Origin of the sequence: Maritimibacter alkaliphilus HTCC2654, assembly GCF_000152805.1 — a bacterium.
GTDB lineage: Bacteria > Pseudomonadota > Alphaproteobacteria > Rhodobacterales > Rhodobacteraceae > Maritimibacter > Maritimibacter alkaliphilus.
In genome coordinates, this window is record NZ_CH902578.1 from 2,942,770 (window position 1) to 2,968,510 (window position 25,741).

Genomic DNA, 25,741 nt, shown 5'->3' on the forward strand with positions numbered 1-25,741 from the left:
GGTTCTGTCGCTACATGGGCGGGTGCGCCGAGCCTGTCAAGCAATCGGCCGGGCTTCGATCAGGACAAAGGCCTGCGCCCATGGGTGGTCGTCGGTCAGCGTGACATGAACGATCGCTTCGTGCCCCTCGGGCGTCATGTCGCGCAGGCGTTCGGCGGCCCATCCTGTCAGATGCATGACGGGCTGTCCGGTGCGCAGGTTCGAGACCGCCATGTCTTTCCAGCTGATGCCCATGCGCAGGCCGGTGCCGAGTGCCTTGGAACAAGCCTCTTTCGCGGCCCAGCGTTTCGCGTAAGTCCCGGCCTCGTCCTTGCGGCGCGCGGCTTTGAACTGCTCGGTTTCGGTGAATACCCGGTCGCGGAAGCGGTCGCCGTGCCGTTCGAGCACGCCGGCGATCCGGTCGATATTCGCAAGATCGGTGCCGATACCCAGAATCATGGTCAGGCGGACTGCGGGGCAAGGCGCAGGCCAAGCCGGTTGAAGGCGAACTGGATGACGACAAGGGCCACTGCGCCGAGCGCCACGCGCGGTGCGCCCCCCAATTCCGCGAACAATTGGCCGCCCGTCGCGACGTTTCCAAGGCCGAACAACAGCAGGCTCACGCCGAACGAAAACGCGGTCATGCACAGGCTACCTTCCATTGCGGTGCGCCCTGCGGGGCGTGCTCCGTTCGTCTTGGCGAAGGCGTTCCCTTCGACGACGGCCGCGATCAGGGGCGGCAGGGCGATGGCGAACCCGGTCGCGCTGGGCATTCCGAGCAGTACTGGCAGGAAAAAGATGGCGACGGTGAACACCGTGAACAGGCCGGTGTAGCGCCCGATGTTGATGGTCATGTCGCCGTGCCCTTCCCGCTCGCGTCTGCGCGGCAGACCCTATTGCGCGGGCGTCGTCAAGGCAATGCGGGAGGGGCGGGGAAGGTCGGCAAGCTGGCCGGGGGTCAACCCGGACAGGTCCGGGTGGTCATGCGGGTCGGCCGTCTGTGCGGTTCTGAGCGGCAGGGTGCGCAGGATGCGGGGAAGAATGCGGGTCATGGTGTGTCCTTTCGTTTGAAAAGAGTGTGCCTGTATCCGGCGCATAAAAATATGGAGTTTCGCTGATCCATGTTTTAGAAAAACTGAATGAAGGAACTGGATCGCGTCCACCTCTCGGGTCTGCGGGCCGTCGAAGCCGTATTGCGCTTGGGCACACTCGTGCAGGCCGCCGAAGAGCTTCGGGTTTCTGTCGGGGCGGTGAGTCAGCGGGTGGCCAAGGCCGAAGACGCGCTGGGCGTAACCCTGTTCCTGCGGGGGCGTTCCGGCATGCTGCCGACCGCGCAGGGCAGGGCTATGGCCGGCCTGCTGACCACCGGCTTCGGTCAGCTTGCCGCCGCCGTGGGCGAGGCGACGCGCGATCATGGCACGACACTCGTCGTGTCGGTCGCGCCGATCTTCGCGGCACGTTGGCTGATCTGGCGTTTGCCGCGCTTCTCCGCGCGGCATCCTGAAATCCGGGTGCGCATCGACAGCGTCGAGGGACTGGTCGATCCGAATACCTCTGACGTTGACCTGTGTCTCAGGGTCGGCACGGGGCCTTATCCCGATCTCAGGGCCGAACGCCTGTTCTCGCATCGCGCCATGCCGGTCTGTGCGCCGGAGATGGCAGAGCGGCTCAAGTCGCCCGCCGATCTCGCGCATGTTCCGATCATTCGCGACACGAACTCGACCCTGCCATGGTCGGTCTGGCTGGAACCCGAAGGGCTGGATGAAAGCATTCTCGGACCGGGGCCGGAGTTTTCGGACGGAAGCCTGTGCTTCGACGCCGCGATGGGTGGGGCAGGGGTCTTTCTGGCGTGGGAGACGCTGGACCTGAAGGCCATGGCCGACGGCCGGGTGGTCGCGCCGTTCCCACGGCTACAGGAAACGGGCCGATCCTACTGGCTCGTATCGGCGCGTGACCGCAGCCCGGGCGCCGCGCATCGGTATTTCGTGCGCTGGATGAAGGAAGAGCTGGCAGCGGACGGGATCGAGCTTGCGTAGGCCGGATGGCCAAAATCGTCGTTCACCTTCGGGCCGTCAGTCGCCCAGCTCCAGCCGGGGGGAAATCGCCCCGGTCGCCTGATTGAGCGAGAACTTCAGCATCGCCCCGACAGGCTCGACCGCGTTCGTCATGGCGAACACCCGGACCGGGACCGTGAACATCAGGCCGACGGAAGGGTCGTAAGCCGCTTCGAGGCGGTCGAAATCTATCCCCGCGAACCCGCTCGTGGCGGGAAAAGTCAGGACGCGACATTGCCGTTCGCCAAGTTCGCCGTAGGGCGGCGAAAGGACCAACAAGAAGAAACCGCCGAAGGCCGGTTCGCCCACGTCCAGCTTGGCAATGCGCACAGACCCGTTCGAAAAGGTCCGGCTGTTATCCTCCCACGGCTCGGCCAGGTTCCAGGCCGAGGCCTGCCAATCGCACGCGATGACATCCTGTGCTGCGGCGGGCGCGGCGAGGACCGCCAAAGCGGCGAGCGCGCGGATCATGCCCGTGCCTCGTCCATCAGCCGCCGCATTTCGGCGATGCTGGCTTCGAGGCCGAGGAAGATCGCCTCTCCGATCAGGAAATGCCCGATGTTGAGTTCCCGCACTTCCGGGAAAGCCGCGACCGGACCCACGGTTTCATAGGTCAGCCCGTGGCCCGCGTGCACCTCGAGCCCGAGGGAATGCGCGAAGGCCGCCATGTCGCGCAGGCGTTCGAGTTCGGCGTCGCGTTCGCTGAATTTGCCCTCGTAGTGGAAATCGCAATAGGCGCCCGTGTGCAGCTCGACCACAGCGGCCCCGATCCGGTGCGCGGCCTCGATCTGGGCGCGGTCCGCGGCGATGAAGATCGACACGCGGCAGCCCGCGTCGGCCAGCGGCGCGATGAAATGGGCAAGGCGGTTTTCGTCCTTCGCCACCTCCAGCCCGCCTTCTGTGGTCCGCTCCTCGCGCTTTTCCGGCACGATGCAGACCGCGTGCGGCTTGTGGCGCAGCGCGATGGCCTGCATCTCGTCCGTCGCGGCCATCTCGAAGTTGAGCGGCACGGTCAGTTCCGCGGCAAGCCGCTCGATGTCGCCGTCCCCGATGTGACGACGATCCTCACGCAAATGCGCGGTGATGCCGTCGGCGCCCGCCGCTTCGGCCAGCTTCGCAGCCCGCACCGGATCGGGATAGGCCGAACCGCGCGCGTTGCGCACCGTGGCCACGTGGTCGATGTTCACACCGAGGCGAAGTTTACCGCTCATGTCTCGCCTTCCTTCGCATGGGTCCGCTCGGCCATGCGTTTTTCATACCGTTTGCGCAACTGTTTCACGCGCCGCTTTTGATACGCCGTGATGATGGGGCGGGACAAGCCGAAGGCGATCATCGCCGCACCAAGCCCCGGAAGGATGCCTCCGACCAGATAGGGCAGAAACACCCGGTCCAGAAACAGGGCGAGGCCGGCCCATTCCGCGGTCTCGTGGGTGAAGATCGCGGTTATGTTGTGCCAGATGTCATGGCTCGCACGGGCGAAGGCGTCGACGATGTATGTCAGGTTCGTGTCCCGTGACGGCAGTCCGAGGAACCGGTTGCCGAGCCGCAGGCTGATACTCGCGATAAAGGGAAAGGTGATCGGATTGCCGACGAAAGTGGCCAGCACCGCGGCCAGAAGGTTTCCGCGCACCACCCATGCGATCAGCGCCGCCGTCACGAAATGCAGACCGAAGAGCGGCGAAAAGCTGACGAAGACACCCGCCGCGATCCCGCGCGCGATCCGGTCGGCGGGGTCCGGCAGGCGACGCAGGCGGTAGATGACGTAGCGGGTGGCGCGATACCAACCGCCACGGGGGTAGAAGAACTCGGTGAACGCGCGCATGTAGGAGCGCGGCTTGCGCTTGAACATGGCTCGGCCCCCTTTCCCTATGGTGCGCGGCTCAGGTCCCGATGCCTTCGGATTTCCGCCACGTCCGTTTCTGCCTCGAGCACCAGCATAACAGCATGAAGGTGTTCGATGTCCCTCAGATCCACGTCGATCAGAAGCCGATAGTAGTCCGGTTTCCGGTCGACGAAGGTCATGTTTGAGATATTGGCCTTCTGCTCGCCGATCAATGTGCAGATTCGTCCCAAAACGCCCGGACCGTTCGCGATCACGACATTGAGTGTGACCGTATGGATCGCCGGGTGCTGGCCGGAATGCCAATGGACGTCCACCCAACGCGAACTGTCGCCGTCGAGCGCCTCAAGCGCGCGGCAGTCGATCGAATGGACCATCATGCTCTTGCCGCGATAGGTGATGCCGACGATCCGTTCGCCCGGCACCGGCTGACAGCATTGCGCGATCTGAAAGCTCTGATCCGGTTCCAGACCGATGACGGCGCGGGCCGCGTCGATCTCGCTCCCCGTGTCGACCGCGTTCGGATACAAGATCGCGACCACGTCGCGCGCGGCGAGGTCGGCGGAGCCGAGGCGGGCCAACAGGTCTTCCGGCCCGCCGAGGCTGAGTTGCTTCGCCGCCGTCGCCAGCGCCTTGTCCGTGGCCTTGCGCCCGACATGGTCGAAAGCGACGCGGGCCAGTTCGCGCCCGAGCCGGATGAACCTTTCGCGGTCCTCTTCGCGCAACCGCCGGCGGATGGCGGACTTGGCGCGCCCCGTCACGACGATGTCGAGCCATGTGGCCTGTGGCGACTGCCCTTCGGCGGTGATGATTTCGACCGATTGGCCGTTCTTGATCCGGGTCCAGAGCGGCACGCGGATGTTGTCGACGCGGGCACCGACGCAGCTATCCCCGATCCGTGTGTGGATCGCATAGGCGAAATCCAACGGCGTCGCCCCGCGCGGCAGTTTCACGACCTCGCCCTTGGGCGTGAAGCAGAACACCTGGTCCTGATACATCTCGAGTTTGACGTTCTCGAGAAACTCGTCGTGATCCTCGGCGTTCTCGAACCGCTCGGTCAGCGAGGCGATCCACTTGGCGGGGTCGACGGCGAACGGGTTTTCGGCTCGCACACCGTCCTTGTAGGACCAGTGCGCCGCGACGCCCGCTTCGGCCACGTCGTGCATCTGCCGGGTGCGGATCTGGATTTCGACCCGTTTTCCGTCACGCCCCGACACCGTGGTATGGATCGAGCGGTAGCCGTTGGATTTCGGCTGGCTGATGTAATCCTTGAACCGCCCCGGCACGGCGCGCCAGCGTTGGTGCATCGCGCCCAGCACGGCGTAGCAATCCGCCTCGCTGTCGGTGATGACGCGGAAGCCGTAGGTGTCGGACAGACGCGAGAAGGACTGATCCTTTTCCTGCATCTTGCGCCAAATCGAATAGGGTTTCTTGGCGCGGCCAAAGACTTCGGCCTCGATCCCGACACGGTCGAGTTCCTTGCGGATGTCCTTGGTGATCTTGTTGATGACGTCGCCCGATTCCTTTTGCAGGTGGACGAAGCGCCGGATGATCGACGCGCGGGCATCCGGGTTCAGGACGTGAAAGGCGAGGTCTTCCAACTCCTCGCGCATCCACTGCATACCCATCCGGCCCGCGAGCGGCGCGAAGATATCCATCGTTTCGCGCGACTTCTGCACCTGCTTTTCGATCCGCATGGCGCGGATCGTGCGCATGTTGTGCAGCCGGTCGGCGAGTTTGACGAGAATCACCCGCAGATCCTTGGACATCGCCATGAACAGCTTGCGGAAGTTCTCGGCCTGCTTTGTCTCGGTCGAGGACAGCTGGAGATTGGTCAGCTTGGTGACGCCATCGACGAGTTCGGCCACGTCGGGTCCGAACCGCTCCGAAACCTCGGAATAGGTCGATCCGGTGTCTTCGATGGTGTCGTGAAGCAGCGCGGTGATGATGGTCGCATCGTCGAGTTGCTGCTCGGCGAGGATATGCGCGACGGCGATCGGATGCGTGAAATACGGCTCGCCCGAATGGCGGTACTGCCCCTCATGCATGCGCCGCCCGTAATCGAAGGCGGCGCGAATGAGGTCCGAATTGCTTTTCGGGTTATAGGCGCGGACCTGCGCGACAAGCTCTTCAGGATTCAGCTCGGTCATGCAGGTGCGGTCTCAGGGTCAGCCTTGGCCCTGGGCCTCCATGAGCGCACGAAGAAGTTTTTCGTCCGTCATGTCGTCGTCGTCCGGCTTGTCCGGCGTTTCCTGACCCATGAGAAGCGCCATCTGGTCGTCCTCGGGCTCGTCCACTTCGATCTGGGTCTGGTTCGACTCGATCATCCGTTCGGTCAGCTCGTCCGCCGTCTGGGTCTCTTCCGCGATCTCGCGCAGGGCCACGACCGGGTTCTTGTCGTTGTCGCGATCCACGGTGAGGGCACCGCCGGACGAAATCTCGCGCGCCCGATGGGCGGCAAGCATCACCAGGTCGAACCGGTTCGGGACTTTGTCAACGCAATCTTCAACCGTCACGCGGGCCATAGAAGGACTCCATTCAATTCGCGGATGTGAAGGGGCTATTTAGGCGCGAAAGGGCCTGAGCACAAGCACAATCGGCAGGTTTCTGCCCTGAAACAAAGGCTCCGGCGAAACGTCTTTGCGCGGCGCCCGGTCGGGTCAAGGATCAAGAGGACGAACCGGGGACACTAGGTCGTCGGGCAGCGCGTCCAGCATTTCGCGGATCGTGCGATCCAGCAGCGGATGCCGCCAGTCCGGTGCGATGTCGGCGGCGGGGACGAGAACGAAGGCCCTGTCCTGCAACCGCGGATGGGGCAGGATGAGCTCTTCGGGTGTCGCGGATTTTTGCTTGTCGAACGGGAGGTTGACCCATTCACGAAGCGTGGGCTGGTCAGGCAGGATCATTTGGTCCAAGGTGAGAAGATCAAGGTCGAGCGTTCGGTTTGTCCACCGCTCACGGCGTATTCTGTCAAAGGACGTCTCGATCTTGTGAAGACGGGCAAGGATCATCGCCGGGTCCAGGGGCGTAGAAACCTCGACCACGGCGTTGACGACATCGGGCTCGGCCCCTTTGGGGACGAAAGGAGAGACGTAAAGACGGCTGCGGGCGAGGATTTCGAACGGCCCGTCGTCGAGCGAGGAAATGGCAGCTTGAATGGTTTCCACCGGGCCACCTGCCGGTGACGTTGCGTTACTGCCAAGGGAGATCAGTGCTTTACCTAGACGTAAACTTTCACCATATGGTTGCGTCATCGCGCTTTATCCCTATCTTGACGCGGATTCGCCGCCGCCCAATTTTTTCGCACTTACCACTCACGGCACTGACGGCGAACAGAATTCGGAAGGATGGATTATGTTCTACAAGGACGAACGGCTCGCGCTGTTCATTGATGGTTCGAATCTGTATGCGGCTGCCAAGTCGCTCGGCTTCGACATCGACTACAAGCTGCTGCGCCAGGAATTCATGCGCCGCGGCAAACTTCTTCGCGCGTTCTACTACACGGCGCTTCTGGAAAACGACGACTATTCGCCGATCCGGCCCCTCGTGGACTGGCTGCACTACAACGGCTTCACCATGGTCACCAAGCCGGCGAAGGAATTCACCGACTCGATGGGCCGCCGTAAAGTGAAGGGCAACATGGACATCGAACTCACCGTCGATGCCATGGAGATCGCGCCGCATGTCGACCACATCGTGCTGTTCTCCGGCGATGGCGACTTCCGTCCGCTGGTCGAAGGTCTGCAACGTAAAGGTGTGCGCGTCTCGGTCGTTTCGACGATCCGCAGCCAGCCGCCGATGATCGCGGACGAACTGCGCCGTCAGGCCGACAACTTCATCGAGCTCGACGAGCTGAAGGAAGTGATCGGTCGCCCGCCGCGCGATGATCGCCCGGAGCGGACCTACAACGAAGAAGACGCGGACGCCTAAGCAACCGCACCGTTGAGATTACGACGACGCCCGGCCGCCCATGCGACCGGGCGTTTTTCATGCGGCGGTCCAAAGGTCGTGGTGGAAGTGGATCAGGTGCCCGGACGGATCGCGCACCGTGAAAGACCTGAGACCCCACGGCTTGTCCGATATCGGGTCCGAGATGTCCGCCCCAAGCGCGGTCAGGTCGGCTTCGGTCCCGTCCACATCGTCGCAGAACACCCAAAGCTCTAAGGGCGTGATGGGGCCATCCGTTTCGCGCAGGAACAACACGCAGTCGCCACGCCGGACGGCACCGATGCGCCCCTCGATATTGTGCCAAGCGATGTCGAAGCCAAGCGTGTCGCGGTACTGTGCCTGCGCCTCTGCGACGTCTCGCACCGGAAGTGTCGGGACCGCCGCGTGCAAGGTCACGCCCCGTCGCGGCTGTCGCACCAAGCGCGCGTGATCGCCTCGACCTCGTCACGCTTGGCGGCCAGATCCTCAAGGCTCGCCACTTTCAGGGTGCGCGCTTCCTTGCCGTCGCCTTCGAGCGACGGGAAATCGCCGGGAATGGCCGCGCCGGTGTGGAACATCAGCGAGGCGTGCTTTTTCGACTTTGGGAAGAACGACGCCATATTGCCCTTGTAGGTGAACGTCGGCGCGGACCATTTGATGCATTCGGAAATGCGTGGATCGGCGGCGAGGATCACCTCGCGCATGGCCTGCACCGTCTCCTTCATCGGATTGTCATAGGTTGCCATCCAGTCGTCGACCTCTTGCGCCATGCCATCCTCCGGTTTCGCCGCAGGAAGGGTAGCATGATTCCTTGCTCTCCCAAGTCTGGACGCGGCGCGCGGCGGTCATTAGGTGTGGGCGAAGGAGCCGACATGACCAAGCCATCCCTGACCCTCATCCTTGCTGCGCCGCGCGGGTTCTGCGCGGGCGTCGACCGCGCGATCAAGATCGTCGAAATGGCGATCGAGAAGTGGGGCGCGCCGATCTATGTCCGGCACGAGATCGTTCACAACAAATTCGTGGTCGACAGCCTGCGCGAAAAGGGCGCGGTCTTCGTCGAGGAACTGGATGAATGTCCGACCGACCGTCCCGTGATCTTCTCGGCGCATGGCGTGGCCAAGGCCGTGCCGGCCGAGGCGAACCGGCGCGAAATGATCTATGTCGACGCGACCTGCCCGCTGGTGTCCAAGGTGCATATCGAGGCCGAGCGGCACCATGCCAACGGGCTTCAGATGGTCATGATCGGGCACGCGGGCCATCCCGAAACCATCGGCACGATGGGCCAACTGCCCGAGGGCGAGGTGTTGCTGGTCGAGACCGAGGCCGATGTGGCCACGCTCGAACCGCGCGATCCCGAGCGTTTGGCGTTCATCACGCAGACCACCCTGTCGGTCGATGACACGGCGGGCATCGTCGCGGCCCTCAAGGCCCGGTTCCCGGCCATCATCGGCCCGCACAAGGAAGACATCTGTTACGCCACGACCAACCGGCAGGAGGCCGTGAAGGCCATCGCGCCCAAGGCCGACGCGCTACTGGTGATCGGTGCGCCCAACAGCTCAAACTCCCGCCGTCTGGTCGAGGTCGCGCGCTCGCGCGGGTGCGACTATGCGCAACTGGTGGGGCGCGCGGACGAGATCGACTGGCGCGCGCTCGAAGGGGTGCGTGCGGTGGGTCTGACGGCCGGGGCCAGCGCCCCCGAAGTACTGGTGGACGAGGTGATTGCGGCCTTCCGCGACCGCTACGACGTCACGGTCGAGACGGTCGAAACCGCGACCGAGAACGTCGAATTCAAAGTGCCGCGCGTGCTGCGCGAGCCTGCATGAACGACATTCCCCGCACGCCCCTCCTCCTCGGCCTCGCCGGGTTGATTCCGTTCGTCTGGGGCGCGGTGACGAGTTTTGCGCCGGTCGCGTGGGTGGACGAAATCTTCGTCGGATACGCCGTGCTTGCCGACTATGGCATGATTATCCTGTCGTTCATGTCCGGCGTGATCTGGGGCTATGCGACCCGTGCCACGGGGCGGCAGGCGAACCTGCTTTACGTCCTTTCGGTGATCCCGGCGCTCTGGGCGTTCTTCTTCGCGTTCGGCGACTATGCCCTGCTCACCCTCGCGGCCGGGTTCCTTTTGATCCTGCCGATCGATATCGCCGCGACGCGGGCCGGTCTGGCCCCGGTGTGGTGGACGCGACTGCGCGTTCTACCGACTGCGGTCGTGGTCCCCTGTCTTGTCATCGGCCATCTCGCCGCATGAGCGCGGACCGTGAGACCATCGCCGTCTATGACGCCCGCAGCGCCGACTATGCCACCATGGTCAGCGCGTGGGAGACGCCGGGGATCGACACGTTCATCGCCGCTATGCCACACCCGGCCTATGTGCTCGACCTGGGCTGCGGGCCGGGGCTGGACGCCCGCAGAATGATGGACGCGGGCCTGACCGCCGATGCGGTGGATGCCAGCGCCCAGATGGTCAGCGTCGCGCAGGCCGCAGGCGTGACCGCGCGGCAGGCGCTGTTCGACGAGATCGACGGCGAGGACCTGTATGACGGTATCTGGGCCAACTTCTCGCTCCTCCATGCCCCCCGCGCCGCGTTTCCGTTACACCTCATGGCGCTGAAGCGGGCCATCAAGCCCGGCGGGCTCTTGCATCTCGGCATGAAACTGGGTGAAGGGGAGGGCCGCGATGGCCTTGGCCGTTTCTACACCTATTACGACGAGGACGATCTGGTGCGTCACCTCAAGATGACCGGCTTCACACCTGCCGCGCGGTTTCGCGGCGTCGGCAAAGGGCTTTCGGGCGAGGAAAGCCCGTGGATTTGGATTCACGCACATGGTTGACCTGATCGCGCATACGGATGGCGCCTGCTCCGGCAATCCCGGCCCGGGCGGCTGGGGGGTCCTGATGCAAGCCAAGGACGGCGGCACCGTCGTCAAGGAGCGCACCCTGTCGGGCGGCGAGCCGGCGACGACGAACAACCGGATGGAACTGATGGCGGCGATCATGGCGCTGGAAACGCTCGAACGGGCGTCGAAGATCACCATCGTCACCGACTCCGCCTACGTGAAGAACGGTGTCACCGGATGGATTCACGGCTGGAAGCGGAACGGCTGGCGCACCGCGAACAAGAAGCCGGTGAAGAACGTCGAGCTTTGGCAGCGGCTGGACGAGGCTGCGAAGCGTCACGACGTGGAATGGCGCTGGATCAAGGGTCACGCGGGCCACGAGGAAAACGAGCGCGCGGATGAACTGGCCCGCGAAGGCATGGCCCCGTTCAAGTAAGGCTTACCGTTTGCGGATGTAGGTTTCCCAAAACCAGATCAGGAACGCCGCGCCCGCGACCGCGCCCAGAAAACCGAAGGCCACGCTGCCCACGGTCACGATGATTCGTAGGATCAGGCCGCCGATCAGCGCCCCGATCACACCGATGGCGATGGTGGTGAGAATGTCGGTCTCGACCTTCATGAGCCGTGTCGCCACGAACCCGGCCGCCGCTCCGACGATGATGACAAGCACAACGGGCATGACCTCTATATGGGGTCACGCCCGCGTGAATTGTAGGGTTCCGATCTGAAAGCAGTCAGGCCGACTTCGGCACGGCGAAGGCGCGGTCGCGGCCATGCGGCGCGTCCCAGTCGATGACGGGGCCGACCGGAATGATGCGATGCGGGTTCACCGTTTCGTGGCTGAAGTGGTAGTGCCGGATGTAGTGATCCGGATGCACCGTATTCGCCACGCCGGGCCATTGATATAGCTCGCGGGTGTAGGCCCAGAGGTTCGGGAACTCGACCAGCTTGTTGCGGTTGCACTTAAAGTGGCCGTGATAGACCTGATCGAAGCGCAGGAGCGTCGGCAGAAGCCGCCAGTCGGCCTCGGTCACGCGGTCGCCAGTCAGGTAACGCTGCTTGGACAGGATGTCCTCGATCCAGTCGAGCGATGCGAAGAGCGCCTTGACCGCTTCGTCATAGGCCTCCTGCGTCGTGGCGAAGCCGGACTTGTAGACGCCGTTGTTCACCGTGTCGTAGATGCGCGAGTTCACCGCCTCGATATCGTCGTGCAGGTCGTCGGGATAGAAATCCTGCGTGTCCCCGGTCAGATCGTTGAATGCCGAATTGAACATGCGGATGATCTCGGCGCTCTCGTTCGACACGATCTGGTTGGTCTTCTTGTCCCACAGGATCGGCACGGTCACGCGGCCCGAAATCTTGGGGTCGGCCTCGGTATAGACCTCGCGCAGAAATTTCTTGCCCATCAGCGTGTCGCCGGTGGCGCCGACGAAATCGCTGTCAAAGGTCCAGCCATCCTCCAGCATGTCCGGATGCACGACCGACACGTCGATATGATCGACCAGACCTTTCAGCGTCCTGAATATGAGCGTCCGGTGCGCCCAAGGGCAGGCGAAGGAAACGTAGAGGTGATAGCGGCCCGATTCGGCCTTGAACCCGCCGTCGCCGGTGGGGCCGGGGGAACCGTCGGCGGTCACCCAATTCCGGAATTTGGTCTCACTGCGCACGAATTTGCCGCCGTGTTTCTTGGTGTCATACCAGCCCGTGTGCCATTCGCCGTTTTCGAGATAACCCATCTTGCGTCTCCTCGTTTGCGTCTGATCTTACCTAAGTAAACGAACGACTGTGCGGAATAGTTCAGTTGGCGCAGCCTGCGTGCGGATACGCACAATGTCGCGGGACATTGAGCGTATGTCGCCTTTCCTGTAGAGACTCTCGCGACGATGCCCCATCAGGGGCCGGAGAGGTGACTGCCGAGTGATCGACCCAGACCGGGGATCAGGGCGCGGTGTCGTCGGTGGATGACGCATGGCCTCTTCGTGCCCGGACGCAGGAAAGGACCGTGCCATGAAACGTCTTGCAGCCTTTATCGCCCTCATGCCCGGCATGGCGCTAGCCCATCCCGGCCACCTCGCCGATGCCGCAGGTCATGACCACTGGGTCGCGGGCGTGGCGATCGGCGTGGCGATCGGCGTCGCGATCTGGGGCGCTCTGCGTGGCAAGAAGGACGACGAGGCCGACCAGGTCGACGAAGCCGAAGCCGAACCGCAGGAGTCCTGACCATGTCGAAGATCGGGGTGATGATCTGTGGCCACGGCTCGCGCAGCCAGTCGGCGGTGGACGAGTTCAAGGTGCTGGCCGAAAAGCTGCCCGCCTTTTTTCCGGACGACTGGATGGTCGACTACGGCTATCTGGAATTCGCGAACCCGGTGATCCGCGTCGGGCTCGACAACCTGCGCGAGGCGGGGTGCGACAAGATCCTCGCCGTGCCGGGGATGCTCTTCGCCGCGATGCATTCCAAGAACGACATCCCGACCGTGCTGAACACATATGGCGCCGAACATGGGATCGACGTTTCCTATGGGCGCGAGCTTGGCGTCGACCCCAAGATGGTCGCCGCCGCGGGCGAGCGCATCCGCGATGCCGTTGCCGCCGCAAATGCCGAACATGGCCCTGTGGCGCATGAGGACACCTGCCTCGTCGTCATCGGGCGTGGTGCCTCGGACCCGGACGCCAACGCCAATGTCGCCAAGATCGCGCGCCTCTTGCAGGAGGGGATGGGGTTCGGCTGGCTCGAGGTCGGCTATTCCGGCGTCACCTTTCCGCTGGTCGAACCATGCCTCCAGCACGCAGCCAAGTTGGGCTACAAACGCATCGTCGTGTTCCCGTACTTCCTGTTCACAGGCATCCTGATCGACCGCATCTACGGCTTCACCGACCGTGTGGCCGAAGCGCACCCGGGCATTCAGTTCGTGAAAGCGGGCTATCTGAACGACCACCCCAAGGTGCTCGAAACCTTTGCCGAGCGGGTGACCGAGCAACTCGGCACCGTGCCGCCCCCGAATTGCGGCACCTGCCCCTACCGCGAACAGGTTCTGTCGCTCGCGGGCGGCGGTCACAAACACATCAAGCCGGAGGATCGAGCCGGGCATCCGGCTTTCTCGGACACGCCGCCGCCGACCTGTGTCATGTGCAAATACCGGGTCGAGGTTCTGGGGTTCGAGGCCGAGGTCGGCGCCGTGCAGGAAAGCCACCACCACCACGTCGAAGGGCAGGGGGCACAGGCCCCCGGATCGAATGTGGCGGATTGCACGTTCTGCGATACCTTCTGCACGGGGGAGTGCCGCCTGCACCTGCACGATCATCACCACCACGACCAGGATCATGGGCACCACCACCATCATCACGGTCACGACCACCATCACGCCGAGTATCCGCACGCCAAGCACCCGCACGGCCCTGAATCGGCGCGCTCGAAATGAGGCCCCCCCTGCGTTACGAGCGTGATCCGGCTGCGATCTACCGCCAGAGCTTCGCGACGGTCGAGAAAGAGGCGCGGCTGGATCGCTTCGATCCCGGCATGGCGCAACTCGCCACGCGGATCATCCACGCCTGCGGTATGGTCGAGGTGGCGGATCGTCTGGCCTATTCCGAAAGCGCTTTTTCGGCGGGGCAGGCGGCGCTGGCCGCTGGCGCCCCGGTGCTGTGCGACTGCGAGATGGTCGGGGCGGGGATCATCCGGCGTTACCTGCCCGCCGGAAACGAGGTCATCGTCACGCTGAACGACCCCACCGTGCCAGATCTCGCGCGGGAGATCGGCAATACCCGCAGCGCGGCGGCGGTCGAGCTTTGGGCCGACAAGCTCGAAGGCGCCGTGGTCGCCATCGGCAACGCGCCCACCGCGCTTTTCCATCTGCTCGAACTGCTGGATCAGGGTGCACCCAAGCCTGCCGTGATCCTTGGCTTCCCCGTCGGCTTCGTCGGAGCGGCCGAGAGCAAGGCTGAACTCGCGAACAACCCGCGCGGCTGCGATTTCGTGGCCCTACGCGGACGGCGCGGCGGATCGGCCATCGCATCCGCCGCCGTCAACGCGCTGGCCGCTGGCCTACCGGAGAAAACGCAATGACACAGCCGTGGCTCCACATCGTCGGGATCGGTGAAGACGGCATGGACGGCCTGACCCCCGCGGCCCGCGCCGTGGTCGAAGCCGCCGAGATCATCGTCGGCGGCGACCGTCACCATACGCTATCGAATGTTGGCAGAGCCGAGCGCGTGTCGTGGCCTTCGCCCTTCGACGCGCTGATCGAACAGCTACAGTCCTACAAGGGGAAGCGGGTGGTCGTCCTTGCGACAGGCGACCCGCTGTGGTTCTCGGTCGGCGCACGCATTGGCCGCTCGATCCCGGCGGATGAGATCACGTTCCACCCGCAACTCTCGGCCTTCCAGCTCGCCTCCGCCCGGATGGGGTGGAGCATGGCGGACCTCGAAACCCTCACCGTGCATGGCCGCCCGGTCGAGCAGATGATCGCCTTCATCCAGCCTGACGCGCGGCTCTTGATCCTGACCACCGGGGCCGAGACCCCCGGCCAGATCGCCCGGTTCCTCACCGAGCGCGGGTTCGGGCGCAGCCCCATGACGGTTTTCGCCAATATGGGCGGCGAGAACGAGAAGCGTTTCGATGCACTGGCCGAGGCGTGGGACCACGAAGTCCCCGCGTTCAACACACTCGCCGTTGAATGCGTCGCGGCCCCCGATGCGGCGCTCCTCCCGCGTGTGCCGGGCCTTGCGGATGAGTTGTTCCAGCATGACGGCACCATGACCAAACGCGAGGTTCGCGCGCTCACCGTGGCCAAGCTCATGCCGATGCGCGGGGCTCTGCTGTGGGATATCGGGACGGGCTGCGGGTCGGTCGCGGTCGAATGGATGCGCGCGGCACGTTATGCCCGCGCCATCGGGATCGAACCCCGCGCGGACCGACGTGCGCTCGCCGCCGCCAACGCTCTAGCGCTGGGCGTTCCACAGCTTCGCATCGTCGACGGGACGGTGCCCGAAGCTCTTGATGGGTTGGAGGCCCCGGATGCCGTGTTCATCGGCGGCGGTCTGTCGGAAGAAACATACGCAACCGCATGGTCGGCGCTGAAACCGCTCGGCCGTCTCGTCGCAAACGCCGTGACGCTGGAAAGCCAGGCGGTTTTGACCGAACTCTACCACGCCCACGGCGGCGAACTCGTCCAGCTCTCGGTGTCCCGCGCCGACACGCTCGGCCCGCAGTCGACCGGCTGGCGTCCGTTCCGCCCGGTCGTGCAGTGGAGCATGGTCAAACGATGACCGGCACGCTGATCGGTGTGGGCCTCGGGCCGGGCGATCCCGACCTGATGACGCTGAAGGCCGCACGCGCGATCGGCGCCGCCGACGTCGTGGCCTATCCCGCGCTCCCCGACACCGACAGTTTCGCGCGGTCCATCGCGGCGGATCTGATCCGTCCCGATGCCCATGAGATCGTCATCGAAGTCCCGATGACCAAATCCCGCGAGCCTGCACAGGCGGCCTACGACCTCGGGGCCGACCGGATCGCCGAAGCATTGGAGGCCGGCAGGAACGTCGCGGTCCTGTGCGAAGGCGACCCGTTCTTTTACGGCTCCTTCATGTATCTGCACGCTCGGCTCGCGGCTCGCTTCCCGGTCGAAGTCATACCCGGCATCACCTCGGTTTCCGCCGGGGCCGCGCGCGCCGCCGCGCCGCTGACCGCCCGGAACGAAGTGCTCACGGTCCTTCCCGGTCCGCTCGACAGCGACACGCTCGCCGCTCGCATCTCAGACGCGGACAGCATCGTCATCATGAAGGTCGGGCGTCATCTGGCACGCATCCGTGACGTCTTGGACGCCCAAGGTCTGTCCGACCGGGCCGTTTACATCGAGCGCGCCACGCTTTCCGCCGAGCGAATTCTGCCGCTCGCCCAAGCGCCCGATCCCGCGCCCTATTTCTCTCTCATTCTCGTGACGAAAGGTTCCGACCCGTGGCTGTGACCCCCGTCGTTCTCTGTCTCAACCGTTCCGGCGAAGCCGTGGCGCACCGTATCGCGGGCGCGCTGGGCGCACAGGTGCATGGCCGCGAAGGCCGCGTCGACAAAGCCGATGCGTTCTTCCCGAATGCGCTCGACCATGCCCGCGATTTGTTCGCGGCTGGCACGCCGATCATCGGGGTCTGCGCCGCTGGCATCCTGATCCGCGCGGTTGCGCCGATCCTTGCAGACAAGCGGACCGAACCACCCGTGGTCGCCGTTTCGGACGACGGCGGCGCTGCGATCCCGCTGCTGGGCGGGCACCGTGGGGCGAACCGCTTGGCGCGGGAGATCGCGGACCTGCTGGGCGCCAAAGCGGCGGTGACGACAGCTGGCGACGTGGCCTTGGGTGTCGCGCTGGATGTCCCGCCCGCAGGCTACCGTCTCGCGAACCCGGAAGACGCGAAATCGGTCATGGCCGCCATGCTGGCGGGCAAGGGGGCGCGCATCGAAGGTGACGCGATCTTCGACATCGCGAGCGATCCGCGGGGCGGCGTCGAACTGGTGGTCACGGAGGCACCCGTCGCGGGCGGCCCGGAGCGCCTTGTCTATTACCCGCAGACCTACGTTCTCGGCGTCGGTTGCGCGCGGAACGCGCCGGTGGAGGAGCTGCGTTCTTCGGTCGAGGTCATGTTGCGGGACGCGGGTATCGCCACCGGAGCCATTGCGGCCATCGCGACGCTCGACCTTAAGGCGGACGAGCCTTCGGTGAATGCGCTCGCGCGTGCGTTCGGCGTTCCGCTCAAGCTGTTCACGGCTGCGGAGTTGGAGGAGATGACGCCGCGCCTTGCCAACCCGTCCGATGTCGTCTTCGCCGAGGTCGGCTGTCATGGTGTGGCCGAAGCAGCTTCGCTGGCCTCGGCAGGCGAAGACGCGGTGCTTTCGGCCGAGAAGCGCAAGACCGCCAATACGACCTGCGCTTTGGCAAAGGCGCCGTCGCCCATCGCAGAGCCTTTGGGTCGCGCCCGCGGTCACCTGTCGATTATCGGGATCGGACCGGGGCAGGCCACGTGGCGCACGCCGGAGGCTTCGCGGCTCATTCAAGAGGCGGAAGAGCTGGTCGGATACGGTCTTTACATCGATCTGCTCGGCCCTCTCGCCGCAGGCAAAATGCGGTCGGACTTCCCCCTCGGCGGGGAAGAGGATCGGTGCCGCTATGCGCTGGAACAGGCGGGCAAGGGCAAGAACGTCGCGCTGATCTGTTCGGGCGACGCGGGCATTTACGCGATGGGGGCGCTGGTGTTCGAACTGCTCGACCGCGCGCCCGATGAACAGGGCGTGTCGGACGCGGCGCGCCGGGTCGAAGTGATGTCGACACCGGGCGTCTCGGCGCTTCAGGCTGCGGCCGCGCGGGCAGGGGCGCCGCTTGGGCACGATTTCTGCGCCATTTCGCTCTCCGATCTGCTGACGCCGCGCGACGATATCGTGAAGCGGCTGCACGCCGCCGCCGAAGGCGACTTTGTGATCGCCTTCTACAATCCCGTGTCGCGCCGCCGCCGCACGCTGTTGGCAGAGGCAAGGGACATTCTGCTGGGGCATCGGCCGGAAGATACGCCCGTTCTTCTTGCGTCCTCACTTGGGCGACCCGAGGAAAACATACGCTACCGTAGGTTGGCCGACCTCGATGTGGACGATGTCGATATGCTGACCGTCGTTCTGGTGGGATCGTCCAACTCCAAACTCGCCCAACTGGGCGACGGCCCCCGCATGTACACGCCGCGCGGCTATGCCCGGCGAATCGATGGTGACCTTCAGAACGTGGGCAATCGCCATCTGGAAACGGAGACTTCTGAATGACCGTCTATTTCATCGGCGCCGGACCGGGCGACCCGGAATTGCTCACGCTCAAGGCGCAGCGGATCATCGGAGAATGCCCTGTCTGCCTGTATGCCGGATCGCTGGTTCCGCCCGAAGTGGTCGCCTGCGCCCCCGAAGGCGCGCGCGTGATGGACACGGCGCCGATGACGCTCGACCAGACTCACGCCGAGATTCTGGCGGCACATCAGCGGGGCGAGGATGTGGCGCGTGTGCACTCCGGCGACCCGTCGCTCTATGGCGCGGTGGCCGAGCAGGTGCGGCGCTTGCAGGCGGACGGCATCGATTATCAGATCGTGCCCGGCGTGCCCGCCTATGCCGCTGCGGCTGCGGCGCTGGGTCAGGAGTTGACGATCCCGGAGATCGCGCAAAGCATTGTTCTGACACGTGTTTCCATGCAGTCGACCGCCATGCCCGAAGGCGAAACACTTGAGAATTTCGCCCGCACGGGCGCGACGCTGGCGATCCATCTGGGCGTGCGCAACATGCGCGAGATCGAGCGGGTCCTGACCCCGCATTACGGCGCCGATTGCCCGGTCGTCGTCGCCTATCGCGTCGGCTGGCCCGACGAAATACTCATCCGTGGCACGCTGTCGGACATCCGTCTGAAAGTGCGCGCCGAGAAGATCACGCGCACGGCGCTGATCCTTGTCGGTCCGGCGTTGGGCCGGGTTCGCGACTTCAAGGATTCCGCGCTTTACGACCCTACGCGGCCGCATGTTTTGCGCCCGGTGGTGGGTGTCGACCTGGTGGAAGAAAACAACACCTGACACGGAACACATGCCCGCGACATTCGTTTACTTGACGAAAACCATGTCCCTGTCATGGTTTAGCCGTGATCGGAGGGTAACATGGACTCGCTTCCCAAGGACGTTCAGGAAGGCCTGCAAGCGGCCCACATGAAAGCGGCGCGCAAGAAGGCGCATATGCGTGTGGCCGTGGGGGACGAGTCTTTCCCGGTGTTGGAATTCCGTGAGGGCGGTTTCGCACTCGATCGGGACGATGCGCCGAAGCTGCGCGGGCTGGTCGATCTCTACGCCGGTGAGAACCATCTGTATCAGTGTCTGATCGTGGCCTCGGAAGAGGACGGTCCGATGATGCGGTATGAGTTCAAACGCTCGACACTTGCGATGGACAAACCCCCGCTCGATTTCGCGCGCGACCCGGATTCGCCCGTCGCCCTGATCCCGCGTTGAGCTACTGACCCCAGTCCTTGTCCTGCATCTCGCGCAGGCGGCTGGCCGTGCGTTCGAATTCGAAACTGCCCTCGCCTTCGAGATAGAGGTATTCCGGTTCCGCCGCGGCGCTCGCCACAAGCCGAACATGCGCCTCGTAGAGCGCATCGATCAAGGTGACGAAGCGTTTGGCCTCGTTGAAGTTCTGGCGTGACAGGGCCGGGATGTCCTCCAGCACCAGGACTTTCAGCGCATCCGCAATGGCGAGGTAGTCGGCCGGGCCGAGCATCCGCCCGCACAGCTCATGGAATTTCGCGCGCCCGACGCCGTTGCGGTAGGCCGGGATCTCGACCTCGCGGTTCTTCACGTTCAGCACGAGCGGTTCGGCATCGCCGCCCCCGGTCAGATCGGTCCAGACCGCTTCGATAGCCTGACGCGCCTCGCTGTTCGCGGGCGTGAAATAGACCTGTCCGCCTGTCAGACGGTCCTGCCGGTAGTCCTTGTGACTGGCGAGTTCGTGGACAACCAGACGATCCTTGATGAGGTCGATGAAGGGCAGGAACAGCTGACGGTTCAGCCCGTCCTTATAAAGGTCGTTCGGTACGCGGTTCGACGTGGTGACGATCACAACGCCCTTCTTCATCAGGTGTTCGAACAATCGCCCGACCACCATCGCGTCGGCGATGTCGGTGATCTGCATTTCATCCAGCGCGAGGAGGCGAAGGTCTTTGGCGATTTTCGCGGCGACCGGCGCGATGGCATCGGACTCGCCCGACTTGCGGGCCTGATGGAGCCCCTCCTGCACCTCCTGCATGAAGGCATGGAAGTGGACGCGGCGTTTCCCTTCGATTGGCAGATGCTCGACGAACAGGTCCATGAGCATCGACTTGCCGCGCCCGACGCCGCCCCAAAGGTATAAGCCGTCCGGCACATCCTCGGGCTTGTGAAACAGCCCGCCCAACAGACCGCGTTTTTTGTCTTTCACTGCGACCAGATGCGCGCGGATGTCGTCGAACAGCGGCAACGCCTCTTCCTGCGCGGGGTCGGGCGTGATCCGTCCCTCGGCGACGCGGGCGGCGTAGATGTCTTGCAGGCTCTCGCTCATGACAACCGTCTAGCCCGCCGTGCCCGATAGGAAAAGGTGATATGCCGCATCACGGATAAGCGTTTGACGCGGGCGCCGCTCTGGCGGATTACGCAGATGTCGGAGGGCCCTGATGGACAACACACGCCTTATCACACCGGTTCTGACTGCCGGGTGCATCGTCATCATCATAAGTTTCGCGATCCGGGCGAGTTTCGGCGTGTTCCAGATTCCGATCGCCGAGGAATTCGGCTGGATGCGCGCCGACTTCAGCATGGCGATCGCGATCCAGAACCTCGCCTGGGGCATCGGCCAGCCGATCTTCGGCGCGATTGCCGAGAAGATGGGGGATCGCAAGGCGATCATCTTCGGCGCGGTGCTCTATGCTGCGGGGCTTGTCGCCTCGTCCTTCGCGACCACGCCGCTGGCCCATCAGACGCTGGAAGTGCTGGTCGGCTTCGGCATCGCGGGCACCGGGTTCGGCGTGATCCTCGCCGTGGTCGGTCGGGCGTCGTCCGACAAGAACAGATCCATGTCGCTTGCCATCGCGACGGCGGCGGGTTCGGCCGGGCAGGTGTTCGGCGCGCCGCTGGCCGAATGGATGCTGTCGTTCATGCCGTGGCAGAGCGTGTTCATCCTGTTCGCCGTGGCCATCCTCGCCGTGCTTCTGGTCCTGCCTCTGATGCGTGCGCCTGCGGCCAGCCGATTGGAGTTGCAGGAGAGCATGGGGACGGTTCTGATGCGCGCACTGCGCGACCCGTCCTACACGCTGATCTTCCTAGGCTTTTTCTCCTGCGGCTATCAGCTCGGTTTCATTACGGCGCATTTCCCCGCCTTCGTGACCGAGATGTGCGGGGCCATCGATCCTTCGGGCACGCTGGCTTCGCTCGGTGTGTCGACGACCTCGGCCTTGGGGGCCATCGCGATTTCGCTCATCGGGCTCGCCAACATCGCGGGCACGCTTTACGCGGGCTATCTGGGCAACAAGCTTCCCAAGAAATACCTGCTCGCGGCGATCTACACCGCCCGCACGGTTGCCGCCGGCGCGTTCATCCTGCTGCCGATCACGCCCACCAGCGTCATCGTCTTCTCGATCGTGATGGGGAGCCTTTGGCTCGCCACCGTTCCGCTGACATCGGGTCTGGTCGCACACCTCTATGGTCTGCGCTACATGGGCACGCTTTACGGGATCGTCTTCTTCTCGCACCAGCTTGGCAGTTTCATGGGCGTCTGGCTGGGTGGCCGCTTCTATGACCTGACCGGCGACTACACGATGGTCTGGTGGGTCGGCGTCGGGGTCGGCGCGCTGTCGGCGCTGCTGCACCTGCCGATCAAGGAGCGGCGCTCGCCCGTCATGGCCGCGGCTTAGGTCGGCAGCGCGGTGGTCTTGAACACCGTGCGCAGGGCGAAGCTGGACTGCATGCCCTGCACGCCGGGCAACCGGGCGAGCTTTTGGCGGTGCACGCGGGCGAAATCGTCGGTGTCGCGGGCGACGACCTTGAGGATGTAGTCCGCCGTGCCCGCCATCAGGTGACATTCCAGAACTTCCGGCACCAGCGCGACCTCGCGCTCGAACGCCTCCAGCAACTCGTCGGCCTGACCGGAGAGAGAGATTTCCACGAAGACCATCGTCGGGTAGCCGATCTTTCGCGCGGTCAGAAGGGCGACGTAATCGCGGATGAACCCGTCTTTCTCAAGCCGTTGAACCCGGCGGTGACAGGCCGAGGCGGACAGATGCACCCGTTCGGCAAGGTCCGCGTTCGAAATGCGCCCCTGCCGTTGAAGAACATGCAGAATGCGTCGATCCATTTCGTCGAGAGTGGAATCCATCGAATGTCCTTGCGTCGTATCGCTTGTTCGTCGGTGGATTATTCGAAAAATGGCCCGAGTGCACGGAGGAATTTCAATCCGATTGCTTGCGGGCGGGGGTAGCCTGCGCGTGAAGCGAACGGAGGATACCATGCTCATCGGATGCCCCAAGGAAATCAAGCCGCAGGAATATCGTGTCGGCCTTACCCCTCATGCGGCGGCGGAAGCCATCGCGCACGGGCATGATGTGATTGTCGAGATGGGCGCGGGCGAAGGCTCGGGCTTCACCGATGATGCCTATCGCGCCATCGGGGCTGGGGTCGTGGACACGGCGGACGAGGTTTTCGCGCGTGCCGACATGGTGGTGAAGGTGAAGGAACCGCAGGCGGTCGAACGGGCCAAGCTGCGCGAGGGGCAGGTGTTGTTCACCTACCTTCACCTTGCGCCCGACCCGGACCAGACCCGCGATCTGATCGACAGCGGCGCCACGGCGATCGCCTATGAAACCGTGACAGATCGCGACGGGCGGCTTCCGCTGCTCGCGCCCATGTCCGAGGTGGCGGGCAAGCTTGCCCCGCAGGTCGGCGCGTGGACCCTGCAAAAGGCCAACGGCGGGCGCGGCGTGCTCATGGGCGGCGTTCCGGGGGTCGGACCCGCGAAGGTCGTCGTCATCGGTGGCGGTGTAGTCGGCACGCAGGCGGCGCGCGTCGCCTCCGGCATGGGGGCGGATGTGACCGTGCTCGATATGTCGCTGCCGAGACTTCGCCAGCTCGACGATATGTTCCGGGGCGAATTCAAGACCTCCTATTCCTCCAAGGCCCGCACCGCCGAACTTGTGGCCGAGGCCGATATGGTCATCGGCGCCGTGCTCATCCCCGGTGCGGCGGCCCCGAAACTCATCAGTCGGGCCGAACTCTCCGAGATGAAACCGGGCGCGGCGCTGGTCGACGTGGCCATCGATCAGGGTGGCTGTTTCGAAACATCGAAGGCGACCACCCACCAAGACCCGATCTACGAGGTGGACGGGATCATGCACTACTGCGTGGCCAATATGCCGGGTGCGGTCGCCCGCACCTCGACCCTTGCGCTGGGCAACGCCACCTTGCCCTACATGCTGCGGCTGGCGGATCTGGGCTGGCGCGCGGCGATGGAGGCCGACGAGGGCCTTTTGGCGGGCCTCAACGTCCATGCCGGGAAGCTGACGAACTACGCCGTGGGGCGGGCGCTGGAAATCGACGTGGTGTCGCCCTCGCTCGCGATCAAAGCCTGATGCGCCGCGGTTGACGTGCCGGGCGGTTTGGGGTCTCAAACACCCAAACCGCGAACGGAAATGGCATGGCTCGCATCGTATTCGATCTGGACGGCACGCTCATCGACTCGGCCCCTGACATCCGCGAGGTGGCCAATGGCCTTCTGGCCGAAGCCGGGGCGGCCCCGCTTACCCTTGGGGAAACGCGCCAGTTCATCGGAAACGGCGCGGCAACCCTTGTCGAAAGGATGCGCCAAGCGCGGGGGCTTCCTGAAAGTGAGCAGGACCGGATGCTCGCGACCTTCGTCGAAAGATACGATGCGGCGGTGACCCTGACACTGCCCTATCCGGGCGTCGAGGATGCGCTGGACGCGCTCGTCGGTGCGGGTCACAGCCTCGGGATCTGCACCAACAAGCCCATCAGACCGTGTCGCGCGGTTCTGAAACATCTTCGCCTGAACGGGTATTTCGACACGATCTGGGGTGGCGACAGCCTTGCCACCCGCAAGCCCGACCCCGCGCCCCTGAACGCCGCATTCGACGCGCTGGGCGGCGGGCACAGGGTCTATGTGGGCGACAGCGAAGTCGACGCCGAGACCGCGCAGCGCGCAGGCGTGCCCTTTCTGTTTTTCACGGAAGGCTACCGAAAGACCGAGGTCGCAAGTATTCCGCACAGCTTCGCTTTCGACGACTTCGCGAAATTGCCGCGACTGGTTCAGCAAGCCTTCGGCGAGGCGTGAGTGCGCGGGCGGGTCCGCGGATGCCAAGGCATCGGCGGACCCGTTCGCAAACCCGAATTGTCTGGGGTTTCGTGTGGTAGCGTGGGGGCGTTCACGTGACGGTCAGCCGATCATGTCCGCTCGGATTGGATGAGCGAGGATTAGCCTTGTCACCCTTGTTAAGTTTGGGGTTGGCTCGCTCGAGGCAGCGCGGGCGGGGAGCTGTCATTCTCTGCGCGGTGCGTCAATCGCGGGTGTGTAAGTGGAGGCGCCTATGCACCTCAATCCAATGCCTTCATGAGAGTAAAGACCTGCTTACGCATCCAGTTGGCCATCGGTGTGTTGTCTGAACGTTTGTGCCAAATGCCAATGATCAACGCAGGATCAATCTTCATCGGCGGCTCGAACACACGTAGCCGAAATGTGTCGGCGACTTTCGACGCAAGTTGCGCAGGCACGAGGGCAATGAGATCGCTTTCGCTGACCGCTCGGCAGACGCCGCTGAAAACGGGTACGGTCATCGCGACTTGTCGACTTTTCCCGACCCGGTGAAGGGCAGCGTCACCCATCGCTGCCAGATTGCCTTCAGGAGAAAACAGGACGTGATGAAGCGCGCAGAAGACATCCATTGGCATTTCCATTCCTTCCCCCAATCCCGCGGTGACCGGATGACCTTCGCGCGCGATCACATAGAACGGAGAATAGAACAAAGGCTCCCGGTTGACCCATTCCGGCAGCGGCAAGTCAGGGATCAACGCGATGTCGGCGTTGCGCCTTTCAAGACTAGTCACATAGTCGGTCGGAACGAGGTCGACGAGCTGCGCCCTGAGGTGAGGTGCCGATTTTTGTAGGAGATCAGCCAAAGGCGGCATCAAGAGCTCAGCGAAGAAGTCGCTTGCGGCAATCCTGAAAGTGCCTTTGGCGGTTTGCGGGTCAAAGACGGCCTGGGGGGCAAGCAACGCCTCAAGGCGTTCCAGCTCCTCTCTCAAACCAGCTTCGATTCCTGCTGCGTAATCAGTGGCAACCAATCGGTTCCCCTGTCGAATGAAGAGCTGGTCACCTAATGCATGGCGGAGCCGGGAGAGCGCCCCGGAAACGGCCGACTGCGACATCGCCAGCCCCGATGCGGCCTTAACGGTTGAGCCCTCTCGAAAGAGGGCGTCCAGAACGCGCAGAAGGTTCAGATCGAGTGTCGCGAAATTCACCTAGGCGATACCCTTTATCAGATAATGCGGTTTGCCTGATAGG

At 64.1% G+C, this 25,741-nt stretch carries 33 protein-coding genes; 17 read left to right on the forward strand and 16 right to left on the reverse strand.

Annotated features, from left to right (window positions below; translation table 11 throughout):
- Nucleotides 1-36: 36 nt before the first annotated feature.
- The 3 genes from acpS to RB2654_RS23420 are packed head-to-tail and all read right to left on the reverse strand — an operon-like array spanning nucleotide 37 to nucleotide 1,031.
- Nucleotides 37-438, reverse strand: coding sequence for a holo-ACP synthase (acpS, locus tag RB2654_RS15300; RefSeq protein WP_008333499.1), 402 nt, complete (start codon nucleotides 436-438; stop codon nucleotides 37-39).
- A gap of 2 nt (nucleotides 439-440) precedes the next feature.
- Nucleotides 441-833 (reverse strand): ABZJ_00895 family protein, encoded by a 393-nt coding sequence (locus tag RB2654_RS15305; RefSeq protein WP_008333500.1) that lies wholly within the window; start codon nucleotides 831-833, stop codon nucleotides 441-443.
- A 39-nt stretch (nucleotides 834-872) separates the two neighbouring features.
- Nucleotides 873-1,031 (reverse strand): hypothetical protein, encoded by a 159-nt coding sequence (locus RB2654_RS23420; RefSeq protein WP_008333501.1) that lies wholly within the window; start codon nucleotides 1,029-1,031, stop codon nucleotides 873-875.
- An 87-nt stretch (nucleotides 1,032-1,118) separates the two neighbouring features.
- Here RB2654_RS23420 and RB2654_RS15310 point away from each other — a divergent pair, with 87 nt between their 5' ends.
- A complete protein-coding gene (locus tag RB2654_RS15310) occupies nucleotides 1,119-2,015 on the forward strand; it encodes a LysR substrate-binding domain-containing protein (RefSeq protein WP_008333502.1) in 897 nt (298 codons plus the stop codon).
- Nucleotides 2,016-2,051: 36 nt separating this feature from the next.
- Here RB2654_RS15310 and RB2654_RS15315 read toward each other — a convergent pair whose 3' ends face one another.
- The 6 genes from RB2654_RS15315 to folK form a co-directional block, all read right to left on the reverse strand.
- Nucleotides 2,052-2,504: a hypothetical protein gene (locus RB2654_RS15315; RefSeq protein WP_008333503.1), complete on the reverse strand. Its 453-nt coding sequence runs from the start codon at nucleotides 2,502-2,504 to the stop codon at nucleotides 2,052-2,054.
- Nucleotides 2,501-3,244: a pyridoxine 5'-phosphate synthase gene (locus tag RB2654_RS15320; protein WP_008333504.1), complete on the reverse strand. Its 744-nt coding sequence runs from the start codon at nucleotides 3,242-3,244 to the stop codon at nucleotides 2,501-2,503. The genes RB2654_RS15315 and RB2654_RS15320 overlap by 4 nt, the downstream gene beginning before the upstream one ends.
- Nucleotides 3,241-3,882: a DUF2062 domain-containing protein gene (locus tag RB2654_RS15325; RefSeq protein ID WP_008333505.1), complete on the reverse strand. Its 642-nt coding sequence runs from the start codon at nucleotides 3,880-3,882 to the stop codon at nucleotides 3,241-3,243. The genes RB2654_RS15320 and RB2654_RS15325 overlap by 4 nt, the downstream gene beginning before the upstream one ends.
- A gap of 17 nt (nucleotides 3,883-3,899) precedes the next feature.
- A complete protein-coding gene (locus tag RB2654_RS15330; RefSeq protein ID WP_008333507.1) occupies nucleotides 3,900-6,023 on the reverse strand; it encodes a RelA/SpoT family protein in 2,124 nt (707 codons plus the stop codon).
- Nucleotides 6,024-6,041: 18 nt separating this feature from the next.
- Nucleotides 6,042-6,398, reverse strand: a complete 357-nt coding sequence (gene rpoZ, locus RB2654_RS15335) for a DNA-directed RNA polymerase subunit omega (protein WP_008333509.1) — start codon at nucleotides 6,396-6,398, stop codon at nucleotides 6,042-6,044.
- A 135-nt stretch (nucleotides 6,399-6,533) separates the two neighbouring features.
- Nucleotides 6,534-7,127 (reverse strand): 2-amino-4-hydroxy-6-hydroxymethyldihydropteridine diphosphokinase, encoded by a 594-nt coding sequence (gene folK, locus RB2654_RS15340; RefSeq protein ID WP_083783412.1) that lies wholly within the window; start codon nucleotides 7,125-7,127, stop codon nucleotides 6,534-6,536.
- Nucleotides 7,128-7,227: 100 nt separating this feature from the next.
- Here folK and RB2654_RS15345 point away from each other — a divergent pair, with 100 nt between their 5' ends.
- Nucleotides 7,228-7,803 (forward strand): LabA-like NYN domain-containing protein, encoded by a 576-nt coding sequence (locus RB2654_RS15345; RefSeq protein ID WP_008333513.1) that lies wholly within the window; start codon nucleotides 7,228-7,230, stop codon nucleotides 7,801-7,803.
- A 57-nt stretch (nucleotides 7,804-7,860) separates the two neighbouring features.
- On the opposite strand, the gene RB2654_RS15350 is transcribed toward RB2654_RS15345, so the two are convergent.
- Together RB2654_RS15350 and RB2654_RS22485 are read right to left on the reverse strand one after the other, a co-directional pair.
- Entirely contained in the window at nucleotides 7,861-8,184 is a 324-nt protein-coding gene (locus tag RB2654_RS15350) for a VOC family protein (protein ID WP_254655613.1), read from the reverse strand.
- A 29-nt stretch (nucleotides 8,185-8,213) separates the two neighbouring features.
- Complete coding sequence (locus tag RB2654_RS22485; RefSeq protein ID WP_008333517.1) at nucleotides 8,214-8,570, reverse strand: DUF1801 domain-containing protein; 357 nt, start codon at nucleotides 8,568-8,570, stop codon at nucleotides 8,214-8,216.
- Nucleotides 8,571-8,672: 102 nt separating this feature from the next.
- Between RB2654_RS22485 and ispH the strand changes: the two genes are divergently transcribed.
- Genes ispH through rnhA form a run of 4 tightly spaced genes read left to right on the forward strand, consistent with a single transcriptional unit; the run spans nucleotide 8,673 to nucleotide 11,077 of the window.
- Nucleotides 8,673-9,623: a 4-hydroxy-3-methylbut-2-enyl diphosphate reductase gene (gene ispH / locus RB2654_RS15360; RefSeq protein ID WP_040885068.1), complete on the forward strand. Its 951-nt coding sequence runs from the start codon at nucleotides 8,673-8,675 to the stop codon at nucleotides 9,621-9,623.
- Nucleotides 9,620-10,051, forward strand: a complete 432-nt coding sequence (locus tag RB2654_RS15365; protein ID WP_008333521.1) for a DUF3429 domain-containing protein — start codon at nucleotides 9,620-9,622, stop codon at nucleotides 10,049-10,051. The genes ispH and RB2654_RS15365 overlap by 4 nt, the downstream gene beginning before the upstream one ends.
- Nucleotides 10,048-10,635, forward strand: a complete 588-nt coding sequence (locus RB2654_RS15370) for a class I SAM-dependent DNA methyltransferase (RefSeq protein ID WP_008333522.1) — start codon at nucleotides 10,048-10,050, stop codon at nucleotides 10,633-10,635. Before RB2654_RS15365 ends, RB2654_RS15370 begins: the two co-directional genes overlap by 4 nt.
- The gene (gene rnhA, locus RB2654_RS15375; RefSeq protein ID WP_008333524.1) at nucleotides 10,628-11,077 is read left to right on the forward strand and encodes a ribonuclease HI; all 450 of its coding nucleotides are present in this window, start codon (nucleotides 10,628-10,630) and stop codon (nucleotides 11,075-11,077) included. Before RB2654_RS15370 ends, rnhA begins: the two co-directional genes overlap by 8 nt.
- Nucleotides 11,078-11,080: 3 nt before the next feature.
- Here rnhA and RB2654_RS15380 read toward each other — a convergent pair whose 3' ends face one another.
- The gene (locus RB2654_RS15380; RefSeq protein ID WP_008333526.1) at nucleotides 11,081-11,320 is read right to left on the reverse strand and encodes a hypothetical protein; all 240 of its coding nucleotides are present in this window, start codon (nucleotides 11,318-11,320) and stop codon (nucleotides 11,081-11,083) included.
- A 55-nt stretch (nucleotides 11,321-11,375) separates the two neighbouring features.
- Entirely contained in the window at nucleotides 11,376-12,377 is a 1,002-nt protein-coding gene (locus RB2654_RS15385) for a glutathione S-transferase family protein (protein WP_008333527.1), read from the reverse strand.
- Between the two features lie 271 nt (nucleotides 12,378-12,648).
- Here RB2654_RS15385 and RB2654_RS15390 point away from each other — a divergent pair, with 271 nt between their 5' ends.
- The 8 genes from RB2654_RS15390 to RB2654_RS15425 all read left to right on the forward strand — a co-directional run bounded on the left by RB2654_RS15390 (nucleotide 12,649) and on the right by RB2654_RS15425 (nucleotide 19,653).
- Entirely contained in the window at nucleotides 12,649-12,861 is a 213-nt protein-coding gene (locus RB2654_RS15390; protein ID WP_008333528.1) for a DUF6732 family protein, read from the forward strand.
- Nucleotides 12,862-12,863: 2 nt separating this feature from the next.
- Complete coding sequence (locus tag RB2654_RS15395) at nucleotides 12,864-14,063, forward strand: sirohydrochlorin chelatase (RefSeq protein ID WP_008333538.1); 1,200 nt, start codon at nucleotides 12,864-12,866, stop codon at nucleotides 14,061-14,063.
- Entirely contained in the window at nucleotides 14,060-14,707 is a 648-nt protein-coding gene (locus RB2654_RS15400; protein ID WP_008333540.1) for a precorrin-8X methylmutase, read from the forward strand. The genes RB2654_RS15395 and RB2654_RS15400 overlap by 4 nt, the downstream gene beginning before the upstream one ends.
- Nucleotides 14,704-15,909 carry a bifunctional cobalt-precorrin-7 (C(5))-methyltransferase/cobalt-precorrin-6B (C(15))-methyltransferase gene (locus RB2654_RS15405; RefSeq protein WP_008333542.1) on the forward strand — a complete coding sequence of 402 codons (1,206 nt, stop codon included), beginning with the start codon at nucleotides 14,704-14,706 and terminating at the stop codon, nucleotides 15,907-15,909. Before RB2654_RS15400 ends, RB2654_RS15405 begins: the two co-directional genes overlap by 4 nt.
- Nucleotides 15,906-16,607, forward strand: a complete 702-nt coding sequence (gene cobI, locus RB2654_RS15410; protein WP_008333543.1) for a precorrin-2 C(20)-methyltransferase — start codon at nucleotides 15,906-15,908, stop codon at nucleotides 16,605-16,607. Before RB2654_RS15405 ends, cobI begins: the two co-directional genes overlap by 4 nt.
- Nucleotides 16,598-18,439 (forward strand): precorrin-3B C(17)-methyltransferase, encoded by a 1,842-nt coding sequence (gene cobJ / locus RB2654_RS15415; protein WP_040885071.1) that lies wholly within the window; start codon nucleotides 16,598-16,600, stop codon nucleotides 18,437-18,439. The genes cobI and cobJ overlap by 10 nt, the downstream gene beginning before the upstream one ends.
- Nucleotides 18,436-19,227, forward strand: a complete 792-nt coding sequence (gene cobM / locus RB2654_RS15420) for a precorrin-4 C(11)-methyltransferase (RefSeq protein WP_008333548.1) — start codon at nucleotides 18,436-18,438, stop codon at nucleotides 19,225-19,227. Before cobJ ends, cobM begins: the two co-directional genes overlap by 4 nt.
- Nucleotides 19,228-19,308: 81 nt before the next feature.
- The gene (locus RB2654_RS15425) at nucleotides 19,309-19,653 is read left to right on the forward strand and encodes a hypothetical protein (RefSeq protein WP_008333551.1); all 345 of its coding nucleotides are present in this window, start codon (nucleotides 19,309-19,311) and stop codon (nucleotides 19,651-19,653) included.
- 1 nt (nucleotide 19,654) lies between these two features.
- On the opposite strand, the gene zapE is transcribed toward RB2654_RS15425, so the two are convergent.
- Nucleotides 19,655-20,737, reverse strand: coding sequence for a cell division protein ZapE (gene zapE, locus RB2654_RS15430; protein WP_008333553.1), 1,083 nt, complete (start codon nucleotides 20,735-20,737; stop codon nucleotides 19,655-19,657).
- 112 nt (nucleotides 20,738-20,849) lie between these two features.
- Here zapE and RB2654_RS15435 point away from each other — a divergent pair, with 112 nt between their 5' ends.
- A complete protein-coding gene (locus tag RB2654_RS15435) occupies nucleotides 20,850-22,085 on the forward strand; it encodes an MFS transporter (protein WP_008333554.1) in 1,236 nt (411 codons plus the stop codon).
- Here the strand turns inward: RB2654_RS15435 and RB2654_RS15440 are convergent.
- The gene (locus tag RB2654_RS15440; RefSeq protein WP_008333555.1) at nucleotides 22,082-22,546 is read right to left on the reverse strand and encodes an Lrp/AsnC family transcriptional regulator; all 465 of its coding nucleotides are present in this window, start codon (nucleotides 22,544-22,546) and stop codon (nucleotides 22,082-22,084) included. The two genes, RB2654_RS15435 and RB2654_RS15440, sit on opposite strands and share 4 nt — an antisense overlap.
- 130 nt (nucleotides 22,547-22,676) lie before the next feature.
- Between RB2654_RS15440 and ald the strand changes: the two genes are divergently transcribed.
- Both ald and gph read left to right on the forward strand, forming a co-directional pair.
- Complete coding sequence (gene ald / locus RB2654_RS15445; protein WP_008333556.1) at nucleotides 22,677-23,795, forward strand: alanine dehydrogenase; 1,119 nt, start codon at nucleotides 22,677-22,679, stop codon at nucleotides 23,793-23,795.
- A 65-nt stretch (nucleotides 23,796-23,860) separates the two neighbouring features.
- On the forward strand, nucleotides 23,861-24,514 hold the full coding sequence (gph, locus tag RB2654_RS15450; protein ID WP_008333557.1) for a phosphoglycolate phosphatase: 654 nt from the start codon (nucleotides 23,861-23,863) through the stop codon (nucleotides 24,512-24,514).
- Between the two features lie 260 nt (nucleotides 24,515-24,774).
- On the opposite strand, the gene RB2654_RS15455 is transcribed toward gph, so the two are convergent.
- Complete coding sequence (locus tag RB2654_RS15455) at nucleotides 24,775-25,698, reverse strand: LysR family transcriptional regulator (protein WP_008333558.1); 924 nt, start codon at nucleotides 25,696-25,698, stop codon at nucleotides 24,775-24,777.
- Nucleotides 25,699-25,741: the final 43 nt, after the last annotated feature.

Excerpts from the sequence above, each read along its gene's own strand:
- rpoZ (WP_008333509.1), bottom strand. The coding sequence starts at position 6,398 with ATGGCCCGCGTGACGGTTGAAGATTGCGTTGACAAAGTCCCGAACCGG.
- RB2654_RS15320 (WP_008333504.1), bottom strand. The coding sequence starts at position 3,244 with ATGAGCGGTAAACTTCGCCTCGGTGTGAACATCGACCACGTGGCCACG.
- RB2654_RS15435 (WP_008333554.1), top strand. The coding sequence starts at position 20,850 with ATGGACAACACACGCCTTATCACACCGGTTCTGACTGCCGGGTGCATC.
- gph (WP_008333557.1), top strand. The coding sequence starts at position 23,861 with ATGGCTCGCATCGTATTCGATCTGGACGGCACGCTCATCGACTCGGCC.
- RB2654_RS15325 (WP_008333505.1), bottom strand. The coding sequence starts at position 3,882 with ATGTTCAAGCGCAAGCCGCGCTCCTACATGCGCGCGTTCACCGAGTTC.
- RB2654_RS15390 (WP_008333528.1), top strand. The coding sequence starts at position 12,649 with ATGAAACGTCTTGCAGCCTTTATCGCCCTCATGCCCGGCATGGCGCTA.
- RB2654_RS22485 (WP_008333517.1), bottom strand. The coding sequence starts at position 8,570 with ATGGCGCAAGAGGTCGACGACTGGATGGCAACCTATGACAATCCGATG.
- zapE (WP_008333553.1), bottom strand. The coding sequence starts at position 20,737 with ATGAGCGAGAGCCTGCAAGACATCTACGCCGCCCGCGTCGCCGAGGGA.
- RB2654_RS15305 (WP_008333500.1), bottom strand. The coding sequence starts at position 833 with ATGACCATCAACATCGGGCGCTACACCGGCCTGTTCACGGTGTTCACC.
- ispH (WP_040885068.1), top strand. The coding sequence starts at position 8,673 with ATGACCAAGCCATCCCTGACCCTCATCCTTGCTGCGCCGCGCGGGTTC.
- acpS (WP_008333499.1), bottom strand. The coding sequence starts at position 438 with ATGATTCTGGGTATCGGCACCGATCTTGCGAATATCGACCGGATCGCC.
- RB2654_RS15385 (WP_008333527.1), bottom strand. The coding sequence starts at position 12,377 with ATGGGTTATCTCGAAAACGGCGAATGGCACACGGGCTGGTATGACACC.
- ald (WP_008333556.1), top strand. The coding sequence starts at position 22,677 with ATGCTCATCGGATGCCCCAAGGAAATCAAGCCGCAGGAATATCGTGTC.
- RB2654_RS15400 (WP_008333540.1), top strand. The coding sequence starts at position 14,060 with ATGAGGCCCCCCCTGCGTTACGAGCGTGATCCGGCTGCGATCTACCGC.
- RB2654_RS15365 (WP_008333521.1), top strand. The coding sequence starts at position 9,620 with ATGAACGACATTCCCCGCACGCCCCTCCTCCTCGGCCTCGCCGGGTTG.
- RB2654_RS15345 (WP_008333513.1), top strand. The coding sequence starts at position 7,228 with ATGTTCTACAAGGACGAACGGCTCGCGCTGTTCATTGATGGTTCGAAT.
- cobI (WP_008333543.1), top strand. The coding sequence starts at position 15,906 with ATGACCGGCACGCTGATCGGTGTGGGCCTCGGGCCGGGCGATCCCGAC.
- folK (WP_083783412.1), bottom strand. The coding sequence starts at position 7,127 with ATGACGCAACCATATGGTGAAAGTTTACGTCTAGGTAAAGCACTGATC.
- RB2654_RS15370 (WP_008333522.1), top strand. The coding sequence starts at position 10,048 with ATGAGCGCGGACCGTGAGACCATCGCCGTCTATGACGCCCGCAGCGCC.
- RB2654_RS15425 (WP_008333551.1), top strand. The coding sequence starts at position 19,309 with ATGGACTCGCTTCCCAAGGACGTTCAGGAAGGCCTGCAAGCGGCCCAC.
- RB2654_RS15315 (WP_008333503.1), bottom strand. The coding sequence starts at position 2,504 with ATGATCCGCGCGCTCGCCGCTTTGGCGGTCCTCGCCGCGCCCGCCGCA.
- RB2654_RS15395 (WP_008333538.1), top strand. The coding sequence starts at position 12,864 with ATGTCGAAGATCGGGGTGATGATCTGTGGCCACGGCTCGCGCAGCCAG.
- RB2654_RS15405 (WP_008333542.1), top strand. The coding sequence starts at position 14,704 with ATGACACAGCCGTGGCTCCACATCGTCGGGATCGGTGAAGACGGCATG.
- RB2654_RS15310 (WP_008333502.1), top strand. The coding sequence starts at position 1,119 with ATGAAGGAACTGGATCGCGTCCACCTCTCGGGTCTGCGGGCCGTCGAA.
- RB2654_RS15440 (WP_008333555.1), bottom strand. The coding sequence starts at position 22,546 with ATGGATTCCACTCTCGACGAAATGGATCGACGCATTCTGCATGTTCTT.
- RB2654_RS15380 (WP_008333526.1), bottom strand. The coding sequence starts at position 11,320 with ATGCCCGTTGTGCTTGTCATCATCGTCGGAGCGGCGGCCGGGTTCGTG.
- rnhA (WP_008333524.1), top strand. The coding sequence starts at position 10,628 with ATGGTTGACCTGATCGCGCATACGGATGGCGCCTGCTCCGGCAATCCC.
- RB2654_RS15330 (WP_008333507.1), bottom strand. The coding sequence starts at position 6,023 with ATGACCGAGCTGAATCCTGAAGAGCTTGTCGCGCAGGTCCGCGCCTAT.
- cobM (WP_008333548.1), top strand. The coding sequence starts at position 18,436 with ATGACCGTCTATTTCATCGGCGCCGGACCGGGCGACCCGGAATTGCTC.
- RB2654_RS23420 (WP_008333501.1), bottom strand. The coding sequence starts at position 1,031 with ATGACCCGCATTCTTCCCCGCATCCTGCGCACCCTGCCGCTCAGAACC.